The sequence below is a fragment of the Lacrimispora sp. 210928-DFI.3.58 genome, assembly GCF_020554865.1.
Taxonomy (GTDB): Bacteria; Bacillota; Clostridia; order Lachnospirales; family Lachnospiraceae; genus Enterocloster.
The window spans coordinates 18,351-37,996 of record NZ_JAJCIC010000038.1; the positions used below are offsets into that span (position 1 = coordinate 18,351).

General features: G+C 51.8%; 17 protein-coding genes. 6 read left to right on the forward strand and 11 right to left on the reverse strand.

The window, feature by feature from the left end:
• Positions 1-79: 79 nt before the first annotated feature.
• The 4 genes from LIZ87_RS18440 to LIZ87_RS18455 form a co-directional block, all read right to left on the reverse strand.
• A complete protein-coding gene (locus LIZ87_RS18440; protein ID WP_227148750.1) occupies positions 80-1,192 on the reverse strand; it encodes a histidine phosphatase family protein in 1,113 nt (370 codons plus the stop codon).
• Positions 1,189-1,902, reverse strand: coding sequence for a nucleotidyltransferase family protein (locus tag LIZ87_RS18445; protein ID WP_227148751.1), 714 nt, complete (start codon positions 1,900-1,902; stop codon positions 1,189-1,191). The genes LIZ87_RS18440 and LIZ87_RS18445 overlap by 4 nt, the downstream gene beginning before the upstream one ends.
• Positions 1,903-2,098: 196 nt before the next feature.
• Positions 2,099-2,818, reverse strand: a complete 720-nt coding sequence (locus tag LIZ87_RS18450; protein ID WP_178313432.1) for a Crp/Fnr family transcriptional regulator — start codon at positions 2,816-2,818, stop codon at positions 2,099-2,101.
• A gap of 174 nt (positions 2,819-2,992) precedes the next feature.
• Entirely contained in the window at positions 2,993-3,442 is a 450-nt protein-coding gene (locus LIZ87_RS18455; protein WP_178313434.1) for a leucine-rich repeat protein, read from the reverse strand.
• A gap of 340 nt (positions 3,443-3,782) precedes the next feature.
• Here LIZ87_RS18455 and LIZ87_RS18460 point away from each other — a divergent pair, with 340 nt between their 5' ends.
• Both LIZ87_RS18460 and LIZ87_RS18465 read left to right on the forward strand, forming a co-directional pair.
• The gene (locus LIZ87_RS18460; protein WP_178313436.1) at positions 3,783-4,670 is read left to right on the forward strand and encodes a TylF/MycF/NovP-related O-methyltransferase; all 888 of its coding nucleotides are present in this window, start codon (positions 3,783-3,785) and stop codon (positions 4,668-4,670) included.
• 152 nt (positions 4,671-4,822) lie between these two features.
• On the forward strand, positions 4,823-5,359 hold the full coding sequence (locus LIZ87_RS18465) for a hypothetical protein (RefSeq protein ID WP_178316995.1): 537 nt from the start codon (positions 4,823-4,825) through the stop codon (positions 5,357-5,359).
• 85 nt (positions 5,360-5,444) lie between these two features.
• Here the strand turns inward: LIZ87_RS18465 and LIZ87_RS18470 are convergent, their stop codons facing one another.
• From LIZ87_RS18470 to LIZ87_RS18480, 3 genes are read right to left on the reverse strand one after another with little or no spacing between them, the layout of a single operon-like run.
• The gene (locus tag LIZ87_RS18470) at positions 5,445-7,847 is read right to left on the reverse strand and encodes an FAD binding domain-containing protein (RefSeq protein WP_227148752.1); all 2,403 of its coding nucleotides are present in this window, start codon (positions 7,845-7,847) and stop codon (positions 5,445-5,447) included.
• 13 nt (positions 7,848-7,860) lie between these two features.
• A complete protein-coding gene (locus LIZ87_RS18475) occupies positions 7,861-10,167 on the reverse strand; it encodes a xanthine dehydrogenase family protein molybdopterin-binding subunit (protein ID WP_227148753.1) in 2,307 nt (768 codons plus the stop codon).
• A 4-nt stretch (positions 10,168-10,171) separates the two neighbouring features.
• Positions 10,172-10,681 (reverse strand): (2Fe-2S)-binding protein, encoded by a 510-nt coding sequence (locus tag LIZ87_RS18480; protein ID WP_178316362.1) that lies wholly within the window; start codon positions 10,679-10,681, stop codon positions 10,172-10,174.
• A 177-nt stretch (positions 10,682-10,858) separates the two neighbouring features.
• Between LIZ87_RS18480 and LIZ87_RS18485 the strand changes: the two genes are divergently transcribed.
• From LIZ87_RS18485 to LIZ87_RS18500, 4 genes are all read left to right on the forward strand, one after another.
• A complete protein-coding gene (locus tag LIZ87_RS18485) occupies positions 10,859-12,058 on the forward strand; it encodes a leucine-rich repeat domain-containing protein (RefSeq protein WP_178316361.1) in 1,200 nt (399 codons plus the stop codon).
• An 80-nt stretch (positions 12,059-12,138) separates the two neighbouring features.
• A complete protein-coding gene (locus LIZ87_RS18490) occupies positions 12,139-12,735 on the forward strand; it encodes a DUF2201 family putative metallopeptidase (protein WP_178316360.1) in 597 nt (198 codons plus the stop codon).
• Between the two features lie 225 nt (positions 12,736-12,960).
• The gene (locus LIZ87_RS18495) at positions 12,961-13,641 is read left to right on the forward strand and encodes a VWA-like domain-containing protein (RefSeq protein ID WP_178316359.1); all 681 of its coding nucleotides are present in this window, start codon (positions 12,961-12,963) and stop codon (positions 13,639-13,641) included.
• Between the two features lie 14 nt (positions 13,642-13,655).
• Positions 13,656-15,176, forward strand: coding sequence for an ATP-binding protein (locus LIZ87_RS18500; RefSeq protein ID WP_227148754.1), 1,521 nt, complete (start codon positions 13,656-13,658; stop codon positions 15,174-15,176).
• 38 nt (positions 15,177-15,214) lie between these two features.
• Here LIZ87_RS18500 and LIZ87_RS18505 read toward each other — a convergent pair whose 3' ends face one another.
• The 4 genes from LIZ87_RS18505 to LIZ87_RS18520 all read right to left on the reverse strand — a co-directional run bounded on the left by LIZ87_RS18505 (position 15,215) and on the right by LIZ87_RS18520 (position 19,422).
• The gene (locus LIZ87_RS18505) at positions 15,215-15,490 is read right to left on the reverse strand and encodes a hypothetical protein (RefSeq protein WP_227148755.1); all 276 of its coding nucleotides are present in this window, start codon (positions 15,488-15,490) and stop codon (positions 15,215-15,217) included.
• Positions 15,491-15,675: 185 nt separating this feature from the next.
• Positions 15,676-18,039, reverse strand: a complete 2,364-nt coding sequence (locus LIZ87_RS18510; protein WP_227148756.1) for a xanthine dehydrogenase family protein molybdopterin-binding subunit — start codon at positions 18,037-18,039, stop codon at positions 15,676-15,678.
• A 4-nt stretch (positions 18,040-18,043) separates the two neighbouring features.
• Complete coding sequence (locus tag LIZ87_RS18515) at positions 18,044-18,529, reverse strand: (2Fe-2S)-binding protein (protein ID WP_178314619.1); 486 nt, start codon at positions 18,527-18,529, stop codon at positions 18,044-18,046.
• 17 nt (positions 18,530-18,546) lie between these two features.
• Positions 18,547-19,422, reverse strand: a complete 876-nt coding sequence (locus tag LIZ87_RS18520) for an FAD binding domain-containing protein (RefSeq protein ID WP_227148757.1) — start codon at positions 19,420-19,422, stop codon at positions 18,547-18,549.
• Between the last annotated feature and the right edge of the window lie 224 nt (positions 19,423-19,646).

Genomic DNA, 19,646 nt, shown 5'->3' on the forward strand with positions numbered 1-19,646 from the left:
GACGGCCAAAGGGAATAAAAACAACGAAAAAGGCAAGTGTACAGGCAGAATTTGTGATCTGTCATACACTTGCCGTTATTTATCTCATACCGAGGCATGCCTGGAGCCTGGCTTCTATGCTCTTTGCTTCCTGATATCTCCTCTTATGGGCTGCCAGAGCAGCAGGTACATCACTGCTTTTCAGGCAATGCCTCTGACTCTGTGAAAAACGTTCCTCCAGAGTCACCCGTACTATCCCAAGCATCTCCTTGTCCGCCAGATAAAGGATTGCTGCTTCTGGAAGCCAGCCGGCCCCTGATGCCTTATCCGGCAAAAAAGGCCCCTCTTTGCCGGATCCGTCCATTGTCCTGTACCAGTCATGATGCCGCAGGATCAAGGACGCCAGTTTTGGGTAGCCCTCCCGTATCACCGCCTTCGCGCCTTCAAGGGGATGGTCCTCCTTTTGGCGCAGCACATCATGGAGAAGAGCTGCGCTCCGGATCAGTTCAAGGTCAACAGGATAACCGGCCTTCTGAAGCCTTCTGCCATATTCCAATGCCAGCTCACTGACTGCCCGGCAATGGCTGCGCACCCGCTCTGCCGTATGATAGCGCTCCCAGATCCGCTCGCACTCTGACAGGGAGGGAGTCTCTGACGCCATCCGGCCCAACTCAGCGATCTCCTTGCCGGAATCGCAGATCTCGATCCTGCTGAATCCTCCATAGGGCTGTGGGAGTGCCCTGGAGGTCTCCAGGGGAGTTCCTAAAAGCTGTGACAGATAGCAGCAATTGATCCCTGCATGGGCTACAACGGCGATATCTCCGCTGGTCCTTTTCAGGATCTCCTCAATACAGGCAGCAAATCTCCGGTAACCGTCCTTCCGCTTTTCTCCGTAAACAGGCTCTGTCTCCAGCTCCTTTTTGATATCCTTTAAGGGGAGATTCTCCCATTCTCCCATATCCAGCTCCACCAGATTTTCTTCTATCTCCAGAGGATACCTGGAATCTCTCAGAAGGGTGGCTGTCTCAACTGCCCTGGACAAGGGGCTGGAAAAAATGCATTCCAACGGATGCTGTTTAAAATACCCTGCAAGCGCCCTGGCCTGGTTCTTTCCCGTCTCGTCAAGGCCAATATCCGTTCTTCCGATACAGCGGTGTATGCCGCCGGGGAAATCCACTCTTCCGTGGCGTACGAGATACAGATTTCTCATCATCCAATCCCCTCTATCCGCTTCCTGCTTCCAAACCATGAAATGATCGTCCTCAAACACATTCTGGAGCGCCTTTGAACATTCAGGCGGGTTCCGGCATGGGGATGGATCGGATAGCCCCGCCATCTGCGGTAGTTCCAGCCGATCAGTGCCTGGTACTGTTCTTTGGTATCCACATCCCAGTTGACTCCGCAGTCATGGACATTGACATTTGTGATGGTATAGCCGGAGCTTTCCATTGCTCCCCGCAGCCCCCTGTCACCGGTATAGCAGCATAATTCTCTCGCCACATCTACCTTAAGCATAATCGGATGACCAGGCTCTCCGCCATAGGTGGTACGGACCATATCAGCGTCTACAGCCGCTACCTGCCGGAAGGTCTTGGACGTGATGGCCGGAGTGTCAACAGGCATCAGCATGATCCTGTCGCATTCATCCGCAATGGCCTCTATGCCCATCTTGATGGAATCAAACATCTGTGTTTCCCGGTACTTTTCATTTCGCAGGAAGCGGGCGCCGGTATTGGCCAGATGGGCTTCCAGCTCATCCCCGCGGTAGCCCGTAACTACGAGAACAGGATTGATCCCGCTCTGTATCAAAAGCTCCACAATATGCTTTGAGATGGTAGAATCCTCAAACGGAAGCAGCGGCTTAAACGCCTCCATCCTGGAGGACAAGCCTGCTGCAACGATCACTGCCCCTATCTTAGCCATATCTCTCACTCTCCCTGTCTCCTGCCGCCTCTCCGGCCCGTTGTTGTCTATCCTGTTATTATTTTAACTGGAATATGATTTTAAATACAGTAGCAAAGGATACAGGTTTCAAAAAATTACCGAAAAGTTTCCGTTTTCTATGTAACAAAAAAAACAGGCGTAAGCATCTTTCTGCCTGCGCCTGCCTGTTATTCTGTTATTCCACCAGCTTGGCCTGGTGGCGCTGGAGCTTTGAGATATCGCGGATACAGTAGTATCCATTGATCTGCTCGATCAGTGACATGTCCTTTAACTCCTTGATGGCACGGACTGCCGTCACCCGGTTAATGCCCAGAAGGTTGGAGAGCATCTGCTGGCTGATCTTTTCCTGGATCAGCACCTTGCCGTCATAGGGAACCCCATAGCTTTCCGCAAAAACAAGGAGGAGATCGCAGATCTTCCAGGCAGCACTGTGAAAGTTGGCATGTCTTATCTGCTCCATGGAGGACATGAACTTTGTTGCAATGGACTGCATAACATCCATGGAGATCTCCGGGCTCTGTGATATGGCATGAAGAAGGGATTCTTTGTCAATACAGACCAGCTCAGATTTCATGGTCGTTTTGAAGCTGACAGGGCTGTCCCAGTCAAACAGCACATTGACCTCCAAAAACAGGGAGTTGCGCTCATTGAAATTGTAGATCCGCTCCTCTCCGTTTATGGTGTATTCATATGCGATCACCCGCCCACTTTTCACAATGTAGCAGTAATTTGTCCTCGATCCTGCCTGTACCAGAATGTGATTCTTTGGAAATGTTTTCTTTTCCCCCAGCTGCTCTAATCTGGAAATCCCTCTCGGCAAATATAAAAGCCTTGAGACCGGATTTGTACGAGGCAACCGTTTTATCACATTTGGATCATCTGACCTCGTTCCCATAAAAAGTCCCCCAACCTCATAATGTATTTGTGATGCGTACAATTAATGATAATTATTTATCAATAACATCATTATAGTCTGATGTCACACGCTATACTAGTTACACAAACAACAATTGTAGCATACGCTACACATTATTATAGAGTACTTTCGGGGAAATGTCAAAAGCATGATCTATTCATAGCTGAACTGTATAATGTGCTCCATGGAATGGGAATCCTTCCATCCGTCCTTTTTCTTCATCTCCTGAAAAGCCAGATCCACATAGCAACCCTCCTTGCACCGTATCTCAGGATAATACTCCTTTGTCTCCACTACATGGGTAAAGCCGAAATTGCTGTCGATCTTCTTTACCAGCGCACCCTCTCCCATCTTCTCAACGCTTTCCGGAACACGTACATACGTAAGATTCAGGCACCCGTTGACCGTATACCTGCCAAGGCTTTTCACCCCATCCGGAATATAAAGCCCTGTTAATTTTTTGTTCTGGTAAAATGCCTGGCTGGCGATCTCTGTGCATCCGTCCGGGATACGGATCTCTCCCTCACAGGCCTTTCCGTCACGTACGATCCCATTTTCTACCACCAGACCTTCCGGTGTTGTTCCATGAAACAGCTCTGCCATATCTTTGTCCTCCTTATCCAATCCTCACTAAAAAAAGTCCTGCCGCCGGATAGGCGGCATGTATCCACGTATGCCAAATGCGCCCACCAGGCTTTTATGGAGCGGTAACGCGTCTGACCGCTGGGCGCATACAGGTTTACTGTAACTGTACCGCAATTTTCTCCTCCATGACAGTAGCGGGTGCTACTTTTTGGGAAAATGCCGGAAAGATAACTTGTTCGAATGTGCAAGTGTAGCATAGCTGCCAGCTGTAATCTATACTACTTGTTATAAAAATGACACAGTTTATAATGAAATTAGAAATATTACTATAACTTTTTCGATTTAAGGAGCCTTTTTTATGAAAACTGCAATAATTCTGGAAGCGGACCATCTCGGCATCTCCGTATCTGACCTGTTAAATCCAGCCAATCTGAAACTGGTAGGTATCGGCAACTCCTACCCCGATACCTGGAATGTGTTTGAAAATGAGGAAACCGGCGAATTGAAGGACAAGATCGAGGGAATACCTGTCATGCCCATTGATCTTGCAGTCACCCTGCAGCCGGATGTGCTTGTCATCGCTGCTTCCAACGAAGAAAAGAGCCATGCACTTGAATACATGGCCATCCGCGCCGGATTTGAGAACGATATCATTTTCGTCAATACGGCCAGGCAGCATTTCACAGCAGCCGGAGCGGCCATACGGCGCCTTACCAGACGTCTCCACAGTTTGGGCATACCCGGCAGCATGGCGGAGCTGGGATGCTTCCAGGGAGATCTCTCCTGGCAGCTCAATGCGCTGATGCCTGACCGTAAGCTCTATCTTTTTGACACCTTTCAGGGCTATGATCCCCGTGATCTGAAAAAAGAGGAGGAGATCGGCGGCACAAAGACGGAGGAATATGATTTCAAGGATGTAAAGCCGGAGCTCGTCATGGCCCGTATGCCGGAAAAAGAACAGGTGATCCTGAAGGAAGGCTGGTTCCCGGAGACTGCCCTTGACCTGGAGGATGAAACCTATGCCCTGGTCATTCTGGATGCCGGACTCTACCAGCCGACTTATGCAGGAATGGAATATTTCTTCCCGCGCATGAGCCGCGGCGGCGTAATCCTTGTATGCAATTATGAAAGCACCCGGTATACAGGAGTCCGCAGGGCCATGGATGATCTGGAGAAAAAATATGGCGCATTTTTAGTGCTTCCAGTTGGCGATCTGGACGGCACTGTTATGATCGTGCATCCATAGAATGCCCATCAATATGCAAATGACGGATGTCGTGTCAGATTGGGGGCTGATATGATATCGATGCAAGGAGGGATAAATGAGAAGCCTGCCAGGTTGACTGTAGATGTTATCGGGAATCCCTTGATTCCATATTATCGAAAGGAAGGTAGTTTATGAATTTTTATAAGAATCATTATGGAATGATCATCTCTTCTGTTGTTGCGTATTTTATCTCGCTGCTCATGGCGACCTGCGCCATCTTCGTTGATCATCTGACCTTCAGCATTCCGCTTCTGGTCAAAAACTGGGGCACTGCGTTTCTTGTCATCTCTGTCAGCGGTATGGTCTTTCCACTGACTAACTGGAGCTTTGCACTTGGACGTAGGCTGGGCCTAAAGCCGGAGACCCTGCCTCACGTGCTGCTGGAAAACTTTATTGCCACAATGGTATTCAATACCACGGCAACCCTGGTCCTTGCAGGTGTCAATATCTACGGAAATCCAGCCATTGAAGCTGCTGTCGCTGCCGGTGCCGCCCCAAGTGTTACAGCCATTTACATAGGGACGCTCCTTCACGACTGGCCTGTCATGTTTGTCATAAGCTTTATCGCAGCATTCTTTGTCACAAAGCTTGCGATCCATGTGGCGCAGACCACCGTAGGCGGTCCGCTGATCACGAAGCGCTCCCCGCAGAATGCAGTTAATCATTAAAGGAAAGATCCTTACCCATTTAAATGTGCCAGGAGGCAGGTGATATCCATCATCTGCCTCCTGTTTTTCTTTCACATCTATGTAGTTACAGTACAGGGATTTCTGTTTCCTTTATCCCCGCCGCACGGCACACTGCCTGATACACAATATCACGGGCCATAAATACTTTGTATTCATTCTGTCCCATGGGAGTTGCGTCCTCAAGGGCGATCCTTGCAGCTTCTCTCGCCACCTCCCTGTCAAGCTTCTTGCCTGCCAGGTACTCCTCCACCCGTGGAAGCTCGTAGGGAACCGGGGCAACACCGCCGAATACGAGACGTGCATCCTTTACCACGCCGTCCTCCACCTGGATGCGGTTTGCCAGGGAAACAATGGCAAAATCAATGGCGTCGCGTACACGGCGCTTATCATAGTGCATCTCACCATCACATTTTGGTACGCATATCTCTGTAACCAGCTCTCCCTCATGGAGCACCTGCTGGACTGTCAGCTTCTGGGTAAACAGATCCTTTGCCGGGATGAGGCGCTCTGTGGTCTGGATCCGGGCATCCAGCATGACCAGAACAGGGGTGATATCCGATGGGTTCACTGCATAGCATGCGCAGTGAAGGCAGCGCTGAGCCTCTTTGAGAGCCGTCTCCTGATCCATGGAAAGGCGGTCCTCCTGTGTCAGGGTGCGCTCTGCAGCCGGCTTTTCGTAAAGTTTGTTCTGCTTTGTTGCTTCAATGCCCTCCACATGGAAATGGGTGAACTTCTCTTCTGCCTCCGGTGCCTCTGGTTCCACGCCCAGATCCCTGTTCATGGACATGGCCGCCCCGCGTCCTGAACGGATTGCACGGATCGCCAGATTTGGTCCGGTCACAGCGTCACCGCCTGCATAGAAGCCCTCCTGCTTTGTCTTGCCGGACTCAGTATCAGCATCGATCAGGCCGCGGGCAGTCTTTAACTGCTCTCCCAGTTTTTCTCCCAGGAAGGAAATATCCACCCGCTGTCCTGTTGCCAGGATGATAAAGTCAGAAGGCACCACCATGGTATCCTTCTCATCATAGGAAGGATGAAAACGGCCGTTTTCATCGCGGACAGCCAGGCAGCGCTTTGCCTCCAGGCCAATGACCTTTCCGCTTTCATCTGTGACCACGCGTCCCAGGCCCCAGCCATTGGAGATTTCAACGCCCTCTTCCTCTGCCATCAGGATTTCGCTCTCATCTGCAGGCATCTCATGACGCTGCTCCAGGCAGATGAGCTTTACCTTCTTTGCGCCCAGACGTTTGGAGGTTAATGCAACATCCATGGCTACATTTCCGCCGCCGCACACAAGGACCTCCTCGCCAATGGCCTTCTGAAGGTAGGTATTGACCTCCTCCAGGAAATTCAGGCCGAAGCTGGTGAGATTTTCCCCGTCCAGTCCCAGCACAGGCTGGCTCCATGCACCGGTGCCAAAGTAGACAGCGTCATTCTGCTCCCGGATCTCCTCCACGGTGATGTCCTCTCCCACCTTTGTATTCATAACAAAGCGGATACCCATAATGTGTTCAAGGGCATCGCAGAACTCATCCACGATCGCCTTCGGAAGGCGGTAATGAGGGATGCCATAGCGGAGAACGCCTCCGGCCTTCTCATGGGCATCATATACCGTGACCTCATGTCCGGCCCTGCGCAGATAATAGGCTGCTGTCAGGCCGCCGGGGCCCGCGCCGATGACTGCGCACTTTTTTCCGGTAGCATTGACAGGAGCTGCGTAATACTCCTCCTTGCGGGCCAGGATATAATCTCCCAGAGTGCGCTCAACACCGGGGATATTGACGCTCTCACCGTAAGTCCTTTGATTGCAGCTGTCTGTGCAGAGATGGGGACAGATGCGGCTTGTCATCATTGGCATGGGATTATAGCGGAAAAAGATCCTTGCGGCTCCATCCCAGTCCCCCTCGCGGATCTTTGCCATGTAGCCGGAAATGTCCGTGCCAGCCGGACACTGATGCTGGCAGGAGGAGCAGCCTCCCGTGCTCATGCCTCCGAAAATGGAATGATAGCGGTTTTCACCTGCAATGGCATAGCAGGTATCTCCGCCCTTCCTGCGGCAGTTTAACCTTCCGCCGATGTTGTGGGGATAACGGTAATACCAGCAGCGGACATCCTGGCACACATTTCCTCCGATCGTTGCCGTGGAACGGATAATGGGGGAAGCCACGGAATGGGCGGCCTCCGCCACCGCAGGCGCATACTGCTTTAACAATTCATTGTCCTGGAGGGCCTTTAAGGTGGAGCCGGCGCCGATGACGATCACATCTCCCCGCTCCTCCACATAGGCGCTGCCCGGAATATTTTTAATGCTGACAACGGCTTCCGGATAGGTAGTAAGCAGGCGGTCCTTGTAGGTGCCAAGGAGATCCGTTCCTCCGGCGATAGGATCGATCGTCCCATGGCCTTCACGGACAATACGGCTGGCTTCCTCATAGCTTCCTGCCGAAATATGGTCAAATCTTTTCATTGCAGCTCTCCTCCTATTTAATCTTACCCATTGCACGCAGGATCTTTGTCGGTGTGCAGGGGTATTCTGTCATCTCCACGCCAATCGCATTGCTCACCGCCATGAGAATGGCGGCCGGAGCCGGTGAAGGTGTGATCTCACCAAAGCCGACTGCATGGAAGGATTCGGTATCCCACTCGCTTTCCAGCAGGACCGTATCAAACTGCGGGAAATTGTTAAATGTACGCCATTTGTAATCGATCATATTGCCATTCATAAAACGTCCGATCTTTGGATCCATGACCATCTCCTCAAAGAGGCCCGTATCGCCGCCTGCGGAGCCAAAGGAGCCCTCTGCCTGCATTCGGATATTGATGGGGTCAATGATCTGTCCCACGTCAGAACCCTCGATAGCGCGGATGAGCTTTGCCTCTCCTGTCTCCAGGTTCACGCAGACCTCTGCCAGATATAATGCAAAGTTTGGCTTATCAAAGTTCTGCTTGTATTTGGCAGAGCCTGTAATGGTCATCTCAGGTGTGCCGCAGATGGCGATCCAGGGCAGGCGCTTTTCCGGATGGCGCACAGAGAATACCAGGAAATTCTCCGTATCCAGCTCATCCACATTGATATTGAGCTTGACAGAGGCCAGCTCCAGCAGCTTGCGGCGCGCGTCCTTTGCTGCGCGGATGGCAGTTGTACCCATAGTGATGGTACCGCGGGAACCGATCATACCTGCATCATACCCCGTTGCGTGGGTATCAGGATCCACCACCTGGACTCCGTCCATAGGCACCTTCATGACCTCTGCCACCATCTTCTGGACAGCATGGCGCTGTGCGCCTCCGGTCTCTCCCACACAGAGCTCTAAGGTAACGCTTCCAAAAGGATGGAGCTTTACCATGCCCTCTGTGGGATCCTCGCCGATATCCGCATTGCCGTGTACGCCCACTCCAACGCCGATGGCATAGCGGCCGTCCTCGCTCACCCAGGTGGGAACCTCCCAGCCCTTCCATTTATCCTTCCAGCCAAAGGCCTTTGCCGTCTCCTCAAAGGCTCTCGTATAATCCACGGAACGGACATCCCACCACAGGTTATCGCGCCAGATATAACGGTCACCGTCCTTTACAAAGTTTTTCTGGAATACCTCCAGGGGATCCATGTTCGCTGCACGGATCGCAGTACAAACCATGGGAACCAGCACGGACTTGCACTCCTGCCCGCCGAAGCCGCGGATAGGCGCCTGGGAGGAATGATTGGTTGCCACCAGCTTTGTATCCAGAGCCCAGTTCTTGCACTTGCCGAGAAAGGCCTGGCACTCACCGAGGCCAACGGCAGTCATCGCCTGTGCGTAGGTAGAGGACATACCGGAGTCCGTATACCACATGCCCTCTACGCTGTTGATGATCCCGTCCTCTGTCATGCCCACCTTGCCGCGGATACGGCTTCCCTGGCGCAGCTCATAAGACAGCATGTGTTCATTGCGGTCCATGATAAATTTGCATGCCCTGCCTGTGATCTTACTCATGAGGATGGCCTGAAGGATCATGTGGGGGATCAGCTGTTTGGAGCCGTAGGAGCCTCCGGCCTGACAGGCGATGACACGCACTGCCACACCTGGAATGGAAGCCTCCGTATTAAATTTCTGAAGATGGGGAGCACCGCCGTTGTACCACACAGTAACCGCATGCTCGTTTATCCACTGGGCAATGCATCCCGGACTCTCCGGCGGCAGAGGATGAGCCATGTTCTCATACTTCATATAGCCCTCGGAAACGTATTTGCACTCCTCAAAGCCTTTCTTTGTATCGCCCACGAAAATCTGGTTAAAGGGCTCCTCTGAGAACGGGGTTACCTTCGGGATCTCATTGCCCGGATATTCCGGGTACAGCTGGGGCGCATCCGGCTCCAGGGCCTTCTCACAGTCCAGCACAAAGGGGAGAACCTCATATTCCACATCGATCAGCTCCAGGGCCTCGTCCGCGATCTCAATGGTCTCTGCAGCCACCAGGGCAACGGAATCGCCGGTAAAGCGCAGATGCTTATCCAGCACGCGGCGGTGATTCGGAAGGCCGCATTTCCAGTCAGGAGCCTCCTTGTAAGTGCATACGCCGATCACGCCAGGAAGAGCCTTTGCCTTCTCCACATCAATGCGTTTTATCATACAGTTGGGATAAGGGCTTCTGAGGACCCGCACGATCAGCATGCCGGGCATGACAAGATCATCAATGAATTTGCGCTTTCCGGATACCAGATCAGCTGCATCTGCACGATTGCTGTGCTTACCGATATAGCGGTACTCATGCTCACTGACCTTTACCTCTTTTTTCATCTCTTCATACATCTGCCTATCCCTCCCCGTTCATAGACGTAATAAATCCCATCACTGTGCGGATCACCTGATAATGGCTGATACAGCGGCAGTAATTTCCGGACAGTGCTTCTGTCAGTTCATCCTCTGTGGGATTCGGATTTTTCATCAGCAATGCCTGGGTACTCATGATAATGCCCGGAGTACAATAGCCGCACTGGAATGCGGAATTATCTGCAAATGCCTTCTGCAGCGGACTGAGCTCTCCTGTAACCGGGTCGCATAAGCCCTCCAGTGTAGTGACGGACTTTCCGTCAAGATCTGCTGTCAGCAGCATACAGGACGCTACGGCCTCCCCGTCCACGATCACCGTACAGCAGCCACAGGCTCCATGCTCACAGCTGCGCTTTGCCGCAGTCAGACCCAGCCTGTCCCTGATGGTGTCCAACAGTGTTTCCGACGGAGATACACAGCCCTCGTCATCACCGATAATGAAGGTCCTCGGACGTCCGTTGACAATAAGGCGCACACGTTCAAAATGCTCCATTCTTCTTTACCTCCTCTTCGTGAAAGATCTCTCACATTTTATTAAGAAAATTATAACAAACATTCTTATAAAAAGCATATTGCACAGACTATACATGTAGCTGCGGACACGGTTGTAGTGTTTACTACTTCCAATCGGGATTTCCTGCTGTCATAATTGTATTATGGAGGGGACTGCATGAAACAGGATCTGAACACCGCAATTCAGGATGGCCTCTGTACCCTGATTTCCTACGCTGGCATTGAACCCGAACTGACGCTGCCGGAAGGCATTGAACGGATCGGACGCAATGCCTTTTTGAAGTGCCATACTTTAAGATCGGTCGTCCTTCCCGGAAGCCTTACCTGTATTGAAACAGAGGCCTTCCATTGCTGTGACAGCCTGGAGGAAATTTCTTTTTCAGAGGGCCTTACAGAGATCCAAAGACGGGCCTTCTGGTACTGCTCCTCCTTAAAGCACGTTTGCTTTCCAAAAAGCCTGCAGGTCATCGGCTCACGGGCCTTTGAGTGCTGCACCAATCTGGAAACGATCACCCTGCAGAATCCCGACACCCTTGTCGATGAGTATGCTTTTAATGAAACTGCCTACTGGAACCGTCTCCTAAAGGCGTCCTTTCAGTGTACCTCCAGAGCAGAGCCCGGCTCCTGCCCGGCGAGCCTCCTGCTCCCGGAGGGTCTTACCCATATCGATGTCTGGTATTACAGCAAAAGCCGGGTTGTCTCCGTCTATCTGCCAAACAGCCTGCGGACCCTGGGTATGTCGGCCTTTCAGGGCTGTGAGCATTTAAAGGAACTATCCATGTCCCCCAATACCTACTGCAACTCCAGGCTGACCTCTTCCTCTGCAGCTGACGGGATCTTCTCCGGGTGCTCTCTGCTGGAGCAGGTCACCTTCCGGGGGCCCTTAAAAAACTTCACCTGGTATGACGCCTCCGCCCCGGAGCTCTTAAGAGGCTTTGATCCCGAAAAGACCTTTTTCGGATGTCATAGATTAAAACGCATGATCGGTTGGGAGATCCCGCTTTCCTGCTATCCACCTGGATGGCAGCGCTATGCGGTTCAGGGATATCTGGGGGATATTGACCGGAAGAAGCACTATCTGCCGGAAGTGGCTGCCTCCTATGACCGCTATCTGGCCAATATGGTCCCGCAGCTTCTCAGGCGCACGGCCACAGACCACAGCCTGGCCCTTCACCAGTACCTTACAGAAAATAAGCTCATTGATGCCGGAAGCTTTGACACCATCCTTTCCCAGGCAGTCCGCCATGGGGATGCGGATGTGATCTCCATCCTTTTAGAATATCGGCATCAGTTTCTGAAGGTCCGGGCTTTCGGCACAGAGCTGCTCTCCGGCCTTCAGGAGCTGGATGAGCTGTAGCAGCTGCAGTCACCGCCGCCTGCACGGAATGATCCGTACTGCTGTCAGAAACCATCGGATGGGAAAAGGGGGAATCAATTTTGGCAAACCGTTTGAAAGACAATGCTAAACACCCAAAGGCTGCCTCCTCCCTGGCTGAGGCCGAGGCACTGGCATTGGATATTTTAAAGCTGTCCAGAAATACGCTGATGGTCCATCTGCGCTTTTTACAGCCCGCACTCTGTGCCTTGGATCTTGAGACTGATCCGGAGACCACCATGGCTACGGACGGCTCCTTTATCTATTACCAGTTCCTTCATATCCTGCGCCTGTACCAGGTGCAGAAGGAGCTTGTCATGCGTGATTACCTGCACGTGGTCCTCCACTGTATCTATCATCATCCCTTTGTGGGAAAACAGGTGGATCCCGATCTCTGGAATCTTTCCTGCGATATTGCGGTGGAGGCCGTGATAACGGAGCTGGACCTGCCGGACACAGCCTGTACAAGGACCAATGGCCAGGCTGGGATCATAGAGGCTTTGCAACGGGAGCTTCCGCTTCTGTCTGCAGAGGCCATCTATCATTATTTTAAGACCATGGACTGGGATCCGGAGACCATTTACACCATGAGGGACTCCTTCTATGCCGATGACCATCACATCTGGTACCATCTGACAGAGCATCCGGACGAGCAGTAGGATGGGCCGGCTCCGGAAGCCGCTGACAGCTCCGGCTCCGGTGAAAAGGACCAAAAGCAGCAGACGACACAGCAGGAGCCTTCTTCGGACTCTTCCCTTGTTCCCAAGCCCCGGCCCGACACGGAGGAGCTTCAAAAGCAGTGGAAGGAGATCTCCTCCAGGATACAGACAGATCTGGAGACAGCCTCCAGGCAGTGGGGCAAGAAGGCAGGGAACCTGTTAGCTGTGCTCCAGCTTTCAAACAGGGAAAAGGTGGACTACACCGCCTTTTTAAAACAGTTCGCTGTTCTCAGCGAGGAGGTTTCCATCAATGATGAGGAGTTTGATCATATTTTCTACACCTATGGCCTGAAGCTGTATGAAAATATGCCGCTGATAGAGCCATTGGAATACAGGGAGGTAAAAAGGATCAAAGAATTTGTCATCGCCATCGATACCTCCGCTTCTGTCCGAGGTGAGCTGGCGGAGCGCTTCCTTCAGAAAACCTGCGAACTTCTGTTACAGGAGGATACCTGGTTTTCTGCCATCCGGCTCCACATCATCCAATGTGACTCTGTGATCCAGTCAGACACCATGATCACATCCAGGCAGGAGCTGGAGGATTTCATGGGGCAGCTGGAGCTGAAGGGCTTTGGCGGAACGGATTTCCGGCCTGTATTCTCCTACATCGAAAAGCTGCAGAAGGCCGGGCAGCTGGCAGATCTGAGGGGACTGCTGTATTTTACGGATGGGGACGGCATTTATCCCACTGCCCCGCCGCCCTTTCGGACCGTATTTCTCTTTCTGGACCGCAGCCAGCCTATCCCGGCAGTGCCTGTGTGGGCTGTCAGGGCCATTCTGGATGAACGGGATATCTGCGTGGATTCCTGCAGTTTCCCGTCTTCTGAGCCGCTAAAAACATGTTAACTGAGGGAAAAGCAATGAATATCAAAGAAGCAAAAGAACAGATCAAGCAGGCTATGACCGCTTATTTTTCCAAGGATGAATTTGGCAATTATGAGATCCCTATTGAAAAGCAGCGCCCTGTATTCCTGATCGGAGCTCCGGGCATTGGAAAGACAGCCATTATGGAGCAGATCGCCCAGGAGCTGAATGTGGGGCTGGTCTCCTATTCCATGACCCACCACACGCGCCAGTCTGCCCTGGGCCTTCCCTTTATTGTGACAAAGACCTATGGCGGAGTGTCCTTTGAGGTATCGGAATATACCATGTCAGAGATCATTTCCACGGTATATGAGGTCATGGAGGCATCGGGAGTAAAGGAGGGCATCCTGTTTCTGGATGAGATTAACTGTGTGTCTGAGACACTGGCCCCATCCATGCTGCAGTTCCTCCAGTATAAGATCTTCGGACGCCACCAGGTTCCGGCCGGATGGATCGTTGTCACTGCCGGGAACCCGCCGGAGTACAACAAATCTGTCCGGGAGTTTGATATCGTGACAATGGACCGGCTGAAAAAGATCACCGTGGAGCCGGATTTTGATGTGTGGAAGGAATACGCCTATAAGAGCGGTATCCACCCTGCCATCCTCACCTATCTTGAGATCAAGAAGGATCACTTTTATAAGGTGGAGACTGCCATAGACGGGAAACGCTTTGTCACTGCCCGCGGCTGGGAGGATCTCTCACAGATGGTGGTGCTCTATGAAAAGCATCTCATGCCGGTGGATGAAAGGCTGACAGGCCAGTATCTGCAATGCCCTGAGATTGCAAGGGATTTTGCCGCCTATTACGATCTGTTCCATAAATACCAGTCAGACTATCAGATAGCAGAGATATTGGAGGGAAGGGCTTCCGCTGAAATAAAGGACCGGGCCAGGAAGGCACGTTTTGATGAGCGTCTGGCCCTGCTGGGACTGCTGATCGATTCGGTGACCCAGGATATTAAGGGACTTTTGGAAACCCAGGAGAGCCTTACAGGGCTTTTAGATATCCTAAAGCGTGTAAAAATGCAGCTGGGACGATCAGGTGCTGGTCCAGGGCCGGATACGGATCTGCTGCCCTCCCTCCTGTTAAAAGAGCGTACCCTGTTAAGCCAGAGGCTCGAAGCCGGCAGGACTTCCCATCCCCTCTCCTCCGGGCAGCTGCGCAGCCTTAACCGGTTAAGGGCTTTGTTAAACCAGCAGGAGGCTCTGTTAAGCCAGGCAGCTGTCCCTGATTTTTCTCTCCTGAAGGAGGATCTGCGGCAGCGGGCCGGGGCAAATCAGAAGGAGGCGGCCCTTATATCCTCCAGGCTGGAACAGCTCTTTTTGTTCTGTGAGGAGGTCTTTAGGGGAGGTCAGGAAATGCTGATCCTTGTCACCAACCTGACTGTCAACGAAACCACAGCCTCCTTCATTGGCCAGTACGGCTGCCCGAAATATTTTGAGCACAACAAGGAGCTGCTCTTCTATGAGCGCAACCAGGAGATCCTCTCAAAATTAGAAACGCTGGAGCTGTAATACGCCCCAGCGTTTTCCATGTTTTTCATATCTCAACCTCAAAATGTCAGCTTTTCTTTCCCCTCATATTCGCATACGCCATCATTCTGATACTGGCAGGTAGAGCAGTCTGTGATATATCCCTTATATTTGTCCGTTTCCACATAGGACCCGCAAAGGCCATAGTGCTTTGCATATACCTGGAGGATCAGTCCTGCCACATAATTGCAGGCAGTGGCCTTGCCGCCGCATGACCGGCACACATAATTTCCGCAGCCTTTTTCAAGTTCTATTTTTCCATTTGGCAAAATCTGTTGTTTTAAAACACGGCCCATTTTCAGCATCTCCTTTTTAAGTCTTCTGTGTTTAGTATACCATTTTTTTCATTTCTTTTCTATAACAGGGCTGGCAAAAAAGTCCTCCGGCCGGACGGGAACCAGGCTTGTGAATCCGGCAAAACCGCCGTCTGCCTGTTTCTACGGCAAACCGCGGTTTTGGGAAAAATATATGGTCTGAGCTCTTATTTTGCGTTGCGGTCATCCTTCATGCCGTGGAGCGCTCTCCAGATGTGCTCCGGGTCCAGAGGAAGCTCTGTAAAGTAAACGCCTGTTGCCATATTGACAGCATTGGCGATTGCCGGTGCAACCGGTGCTGCGGAGCCCTCGCCGGCCTCCTTTGCTCCCAGAGGCCCTTCCTCATCGGGAGTAAAGTCGTAGAAGGTGCGCATCTTCGGCATATCCAGGGCAGTCGGCAGGCGGTAGTCACGGAAGTTTGGATTTAAGATCTTTCCGTCCTTAGTCACACTGTGCTCATATACGGCATAGCCCAGGCCCATACCGATGGAGCCCTCCAGCTGACCCTCTACTGCGCGGCGGTTCAGCGCACGGCCGCAGTCATGGGCAAATACGAATTCATCAATATCCAGAACGCCTGTCTCCTCATCAACAGTCAGATGTGCTGCGCCGGTTGAGAAGGAATAAGCAGGAGCATAGTTGGTGGTATTGACGCCGTTGTACTGGGAGTTGTCTGTCCTGTGGTAATAGGAGCCAACGCCAACCAGCTCATCTCCGCCCTTGACAGTCATATATTTAAACATAGCATCGCCGATGGGCATCTGCAGCTCTGCCTTTTCCTTGCTGATGACCTTTCCGTCTAAGCACTCCAGTGTGGTAGGCATTACTTCCCACATAGGTGCGATCACCTCAAACAGCTGGCGCTTTGCATCTACTGCTGCGCGGCGTGCTGCATTACCTGCAAGGAAGGTTACACGGCTTCCGTAGGAACCGGAATCCCATGGTGTCAGGAAGGTATCGGACATAAAGGTCTTTACCATATCCATTGGAAGGCCCAGCTCTTCTGCCACAATGGCAGTCATAACCGTATCAGAGCCCTGACCGATATCATGAGAGCCGATATACAGGGAAGCCATGCCGCGCTTGTTCAGGCGGACAGTGACACAGGCGGAGGACTGGTTGGGAGCCTCCAGAACGGCAAAGCCGGTACCGGATACAAAGCCTGTTCCGGCAAAGCCGATGCCCTCGCCCTTCTTCATCTTGCCCTTCTTCTCATACCAGCCGATCTCCTTTGCTGCAGTGTCAAGAGTCTCCTTGTATGCACAGGAGGTGATGGCCAGGCCTGCCGGGGCAACATAGCCGGGATCTGCAGCGCTGATCTTACGGAATTCTATGGGGTCAATGCCCATCTTGTCTGCTGCGTACTGCATGTTCAAATCATGTGCAAAGTGAACCTGGCAGGCTGTGTAACCACGCATTGCGCCTGCAACAGGGTTATTGGTGTAAACACGCTGTGCAAGGAAATCTACGGAGTTCATCTTGTAGGGGAAGTTTGCCCACAGAGTAGCCTGTGCACAGGAGGCAACACCGGAACCGCCGTAAGGGCCGCCGTCCAGCACATGGTGGCATTTCTTTGCCAACAGCTTGCCGTCTGCTGCAAAGGCGGTGTCGATCTTCATGTAGATCGGATGACGGTGACGGGTGGAATTAAATACCTCCTCACGTGTCAGGATCATGCGCACCGGGCGTCCTGTGAGTTCTGCCATCTTCGCAGCGCAGAGGCCAAAGGAATAGGAATCCAGCTTACCGCCGAAGCCGCCGCCTACCAAAGGCTTGATGATACGCACATGGTTTTCCTTCACGCCTAAGCATCTCGCATACCAGAACTGGTCTACGTATGCCATCTGTGTGGACATCCATACGGTGTATGTACCATTGCGGTAGGTGGCCACTGCGCCGTGAGGCTCCATAGCTGCATGGACCATACGGTGGGTGCTGTATTCTCTGTGCTGCACATAGGCAGCATTGTTGAACTCCTCGTCAATATCGGTACCGGCCTTCATGATGGACTGCATACCGATATTGTGGATGCCCTTGCCCTCCCAGTTGACCTCAGGAGCGCCCTCTTCCATTGCCTCAAATGGGTCATATACGCCTGGAAGGATCTCATATTCTACTTTAATGGCTTCCACAGCCAGCTGAGCTGCTTCTTCATCAATCGCTGCTACTGCTGCCACGTCATCGCCTACCTGGCGGACGATCTCAGAGCAGAGTACCTCTTTGTCTGCAAATTCTGCTGCAAACTCACCGTTTCCCACATAGGATTTCCACTCAAAATCCTTTGCAGTCAGGATGCATTTTACGCCCGGAACCTTCCATGCCTCGCTGACATCAATGGATTTGATGCGTGCATGGGGATATGGGCTTCTCAACATTTTACCTGTCAGCATATCGGGGAACATGATGTCGCCCACATACTGTCCATGTCCTGTAACCTTGTCTTCTGCATCGATACGGACATAGTTATTCTCACCGGTCAGACGATAGAATTCAGGTTTTTTAAAATAATGCTTATCACAGTCTTTATTCATGCTTCTATTCCTCCTCCCAGTTCATCTCAGCTGCAGCTGCCTGGATCGCCTCAACGATCTTTGCATAGCCGGTGCAGCGGCATAAGTTTCCTTCGATCGCTTCACGGATCTCCAGCTCTGTGGGATGCGGATTGACATCCAGCAGCGCTTTTGCGGACATGATCATGCCTGGTGTGCAGTATCCGCACTGCATTGCCCATTTGTCAATAAACTGCCTCTGAAGAGGTGTCAGCTTGCCGTCCTTTGCCACTCCCTCTACGGTTAAAACCTCATGTCCGTCACACTCAACCGCCAGACAGCAGCAGGAATTAACTGGCTTTCCGTCCAGAAGCACGGTGCAGGCGCCGCATTCACCCTGTTCGCAGCCCTTTTTCGTTCCAGTGAGGAATAACTGGTCGCGCAGGAAATCCAGCAGCGTCAGATTGTCCTTTACAATCGCATCAACCGGATCACCGTTGATGATTACATTAATCGCATGTTTATGTACCATTATCCTATTCCCTCCTCTTATTTCGCTGCCAGCTGTTCAAGACAGTCCTTGATCGCACGTTTGGTAAATACTCTTACCATATCCTTGCGGTATTCCTTTGATGCGCGGATGTCGGAGATCGGGTCACAGGAGTTCATGGCTGCCTCGGAGGCTGCTACGATCACTTCGTCGGTCAGTTCCTTTCCGATCAGGATTTCCTCTGCCTTCGGAGCACGGACCGGGGTCACTGCAACTGCTCCCAGTGCGATCTTTGCATCTGTACAAATGCCGTTTTCCACTCGGATCTTTGCTGCCACGCCGATGATCGCAAGATCCATTGCCTTTCTCACTGCATGCTTATAATAAGCAGCTGCCTCATTCTCAGCTAAAGGCGGGATCACAATGCCTGTCACGATCTCACCTGGCTCCAGAGCTGTTTTCTTAAAGCCTGCAAAGAACTCATTAAATGGGATCACGCGGTCCTTATTTGGTCCCTGTACCAGAAGCTTTGCCTCCTGTACCAGAAGGTTTGGTGAAGAATCGTTGGACGGGGATGCATTACAGATATTTCCGGCCATGGTAGCCTTTGCACGGATCTGGGTGGAAGCGATCACCTTTGCCGCATGGGCTGTGGCAGGATTCTTCTCCTTCACGATGGGTGAGGTCTCGATGGTGCGCAGCTTTGTCAATGCACCGATCTTTAAGCCTTCCTTCTCATCATATTCCAGATAATCAAGGCCCGGAATATTCTTAATATCGATCAAATAGTCGGCTGTGAACGCCTTATCACGCATTGGTGGGATCAGGTCAGTGGCACCAGCCATGACTTTTGCAACACTGCCCAGCTCCGCCAGCAGGTTACAAGCCTCTCCCAATGTCTTAGGAGCAAGGTACTCAAACTGGGGTAATACCATTTCTATTTCCTCCTTTATAAATTGTGCGAACTTCGCATCCGTTATCTGTATTTTAATCATATTTCCCCTTTGATTCTAGGAGTGTGCCTTTCATATGTAGTGTGGACTACAGCTATTTTTTTGTCACTTATGTAGTTTTCACTACAAAAAAAGGCAGCCTATCTGGCTGCCTCAGACTGTAGACAAAGTCCCGAGCGAGAGCTCGGACTTTTCTACATTTATCG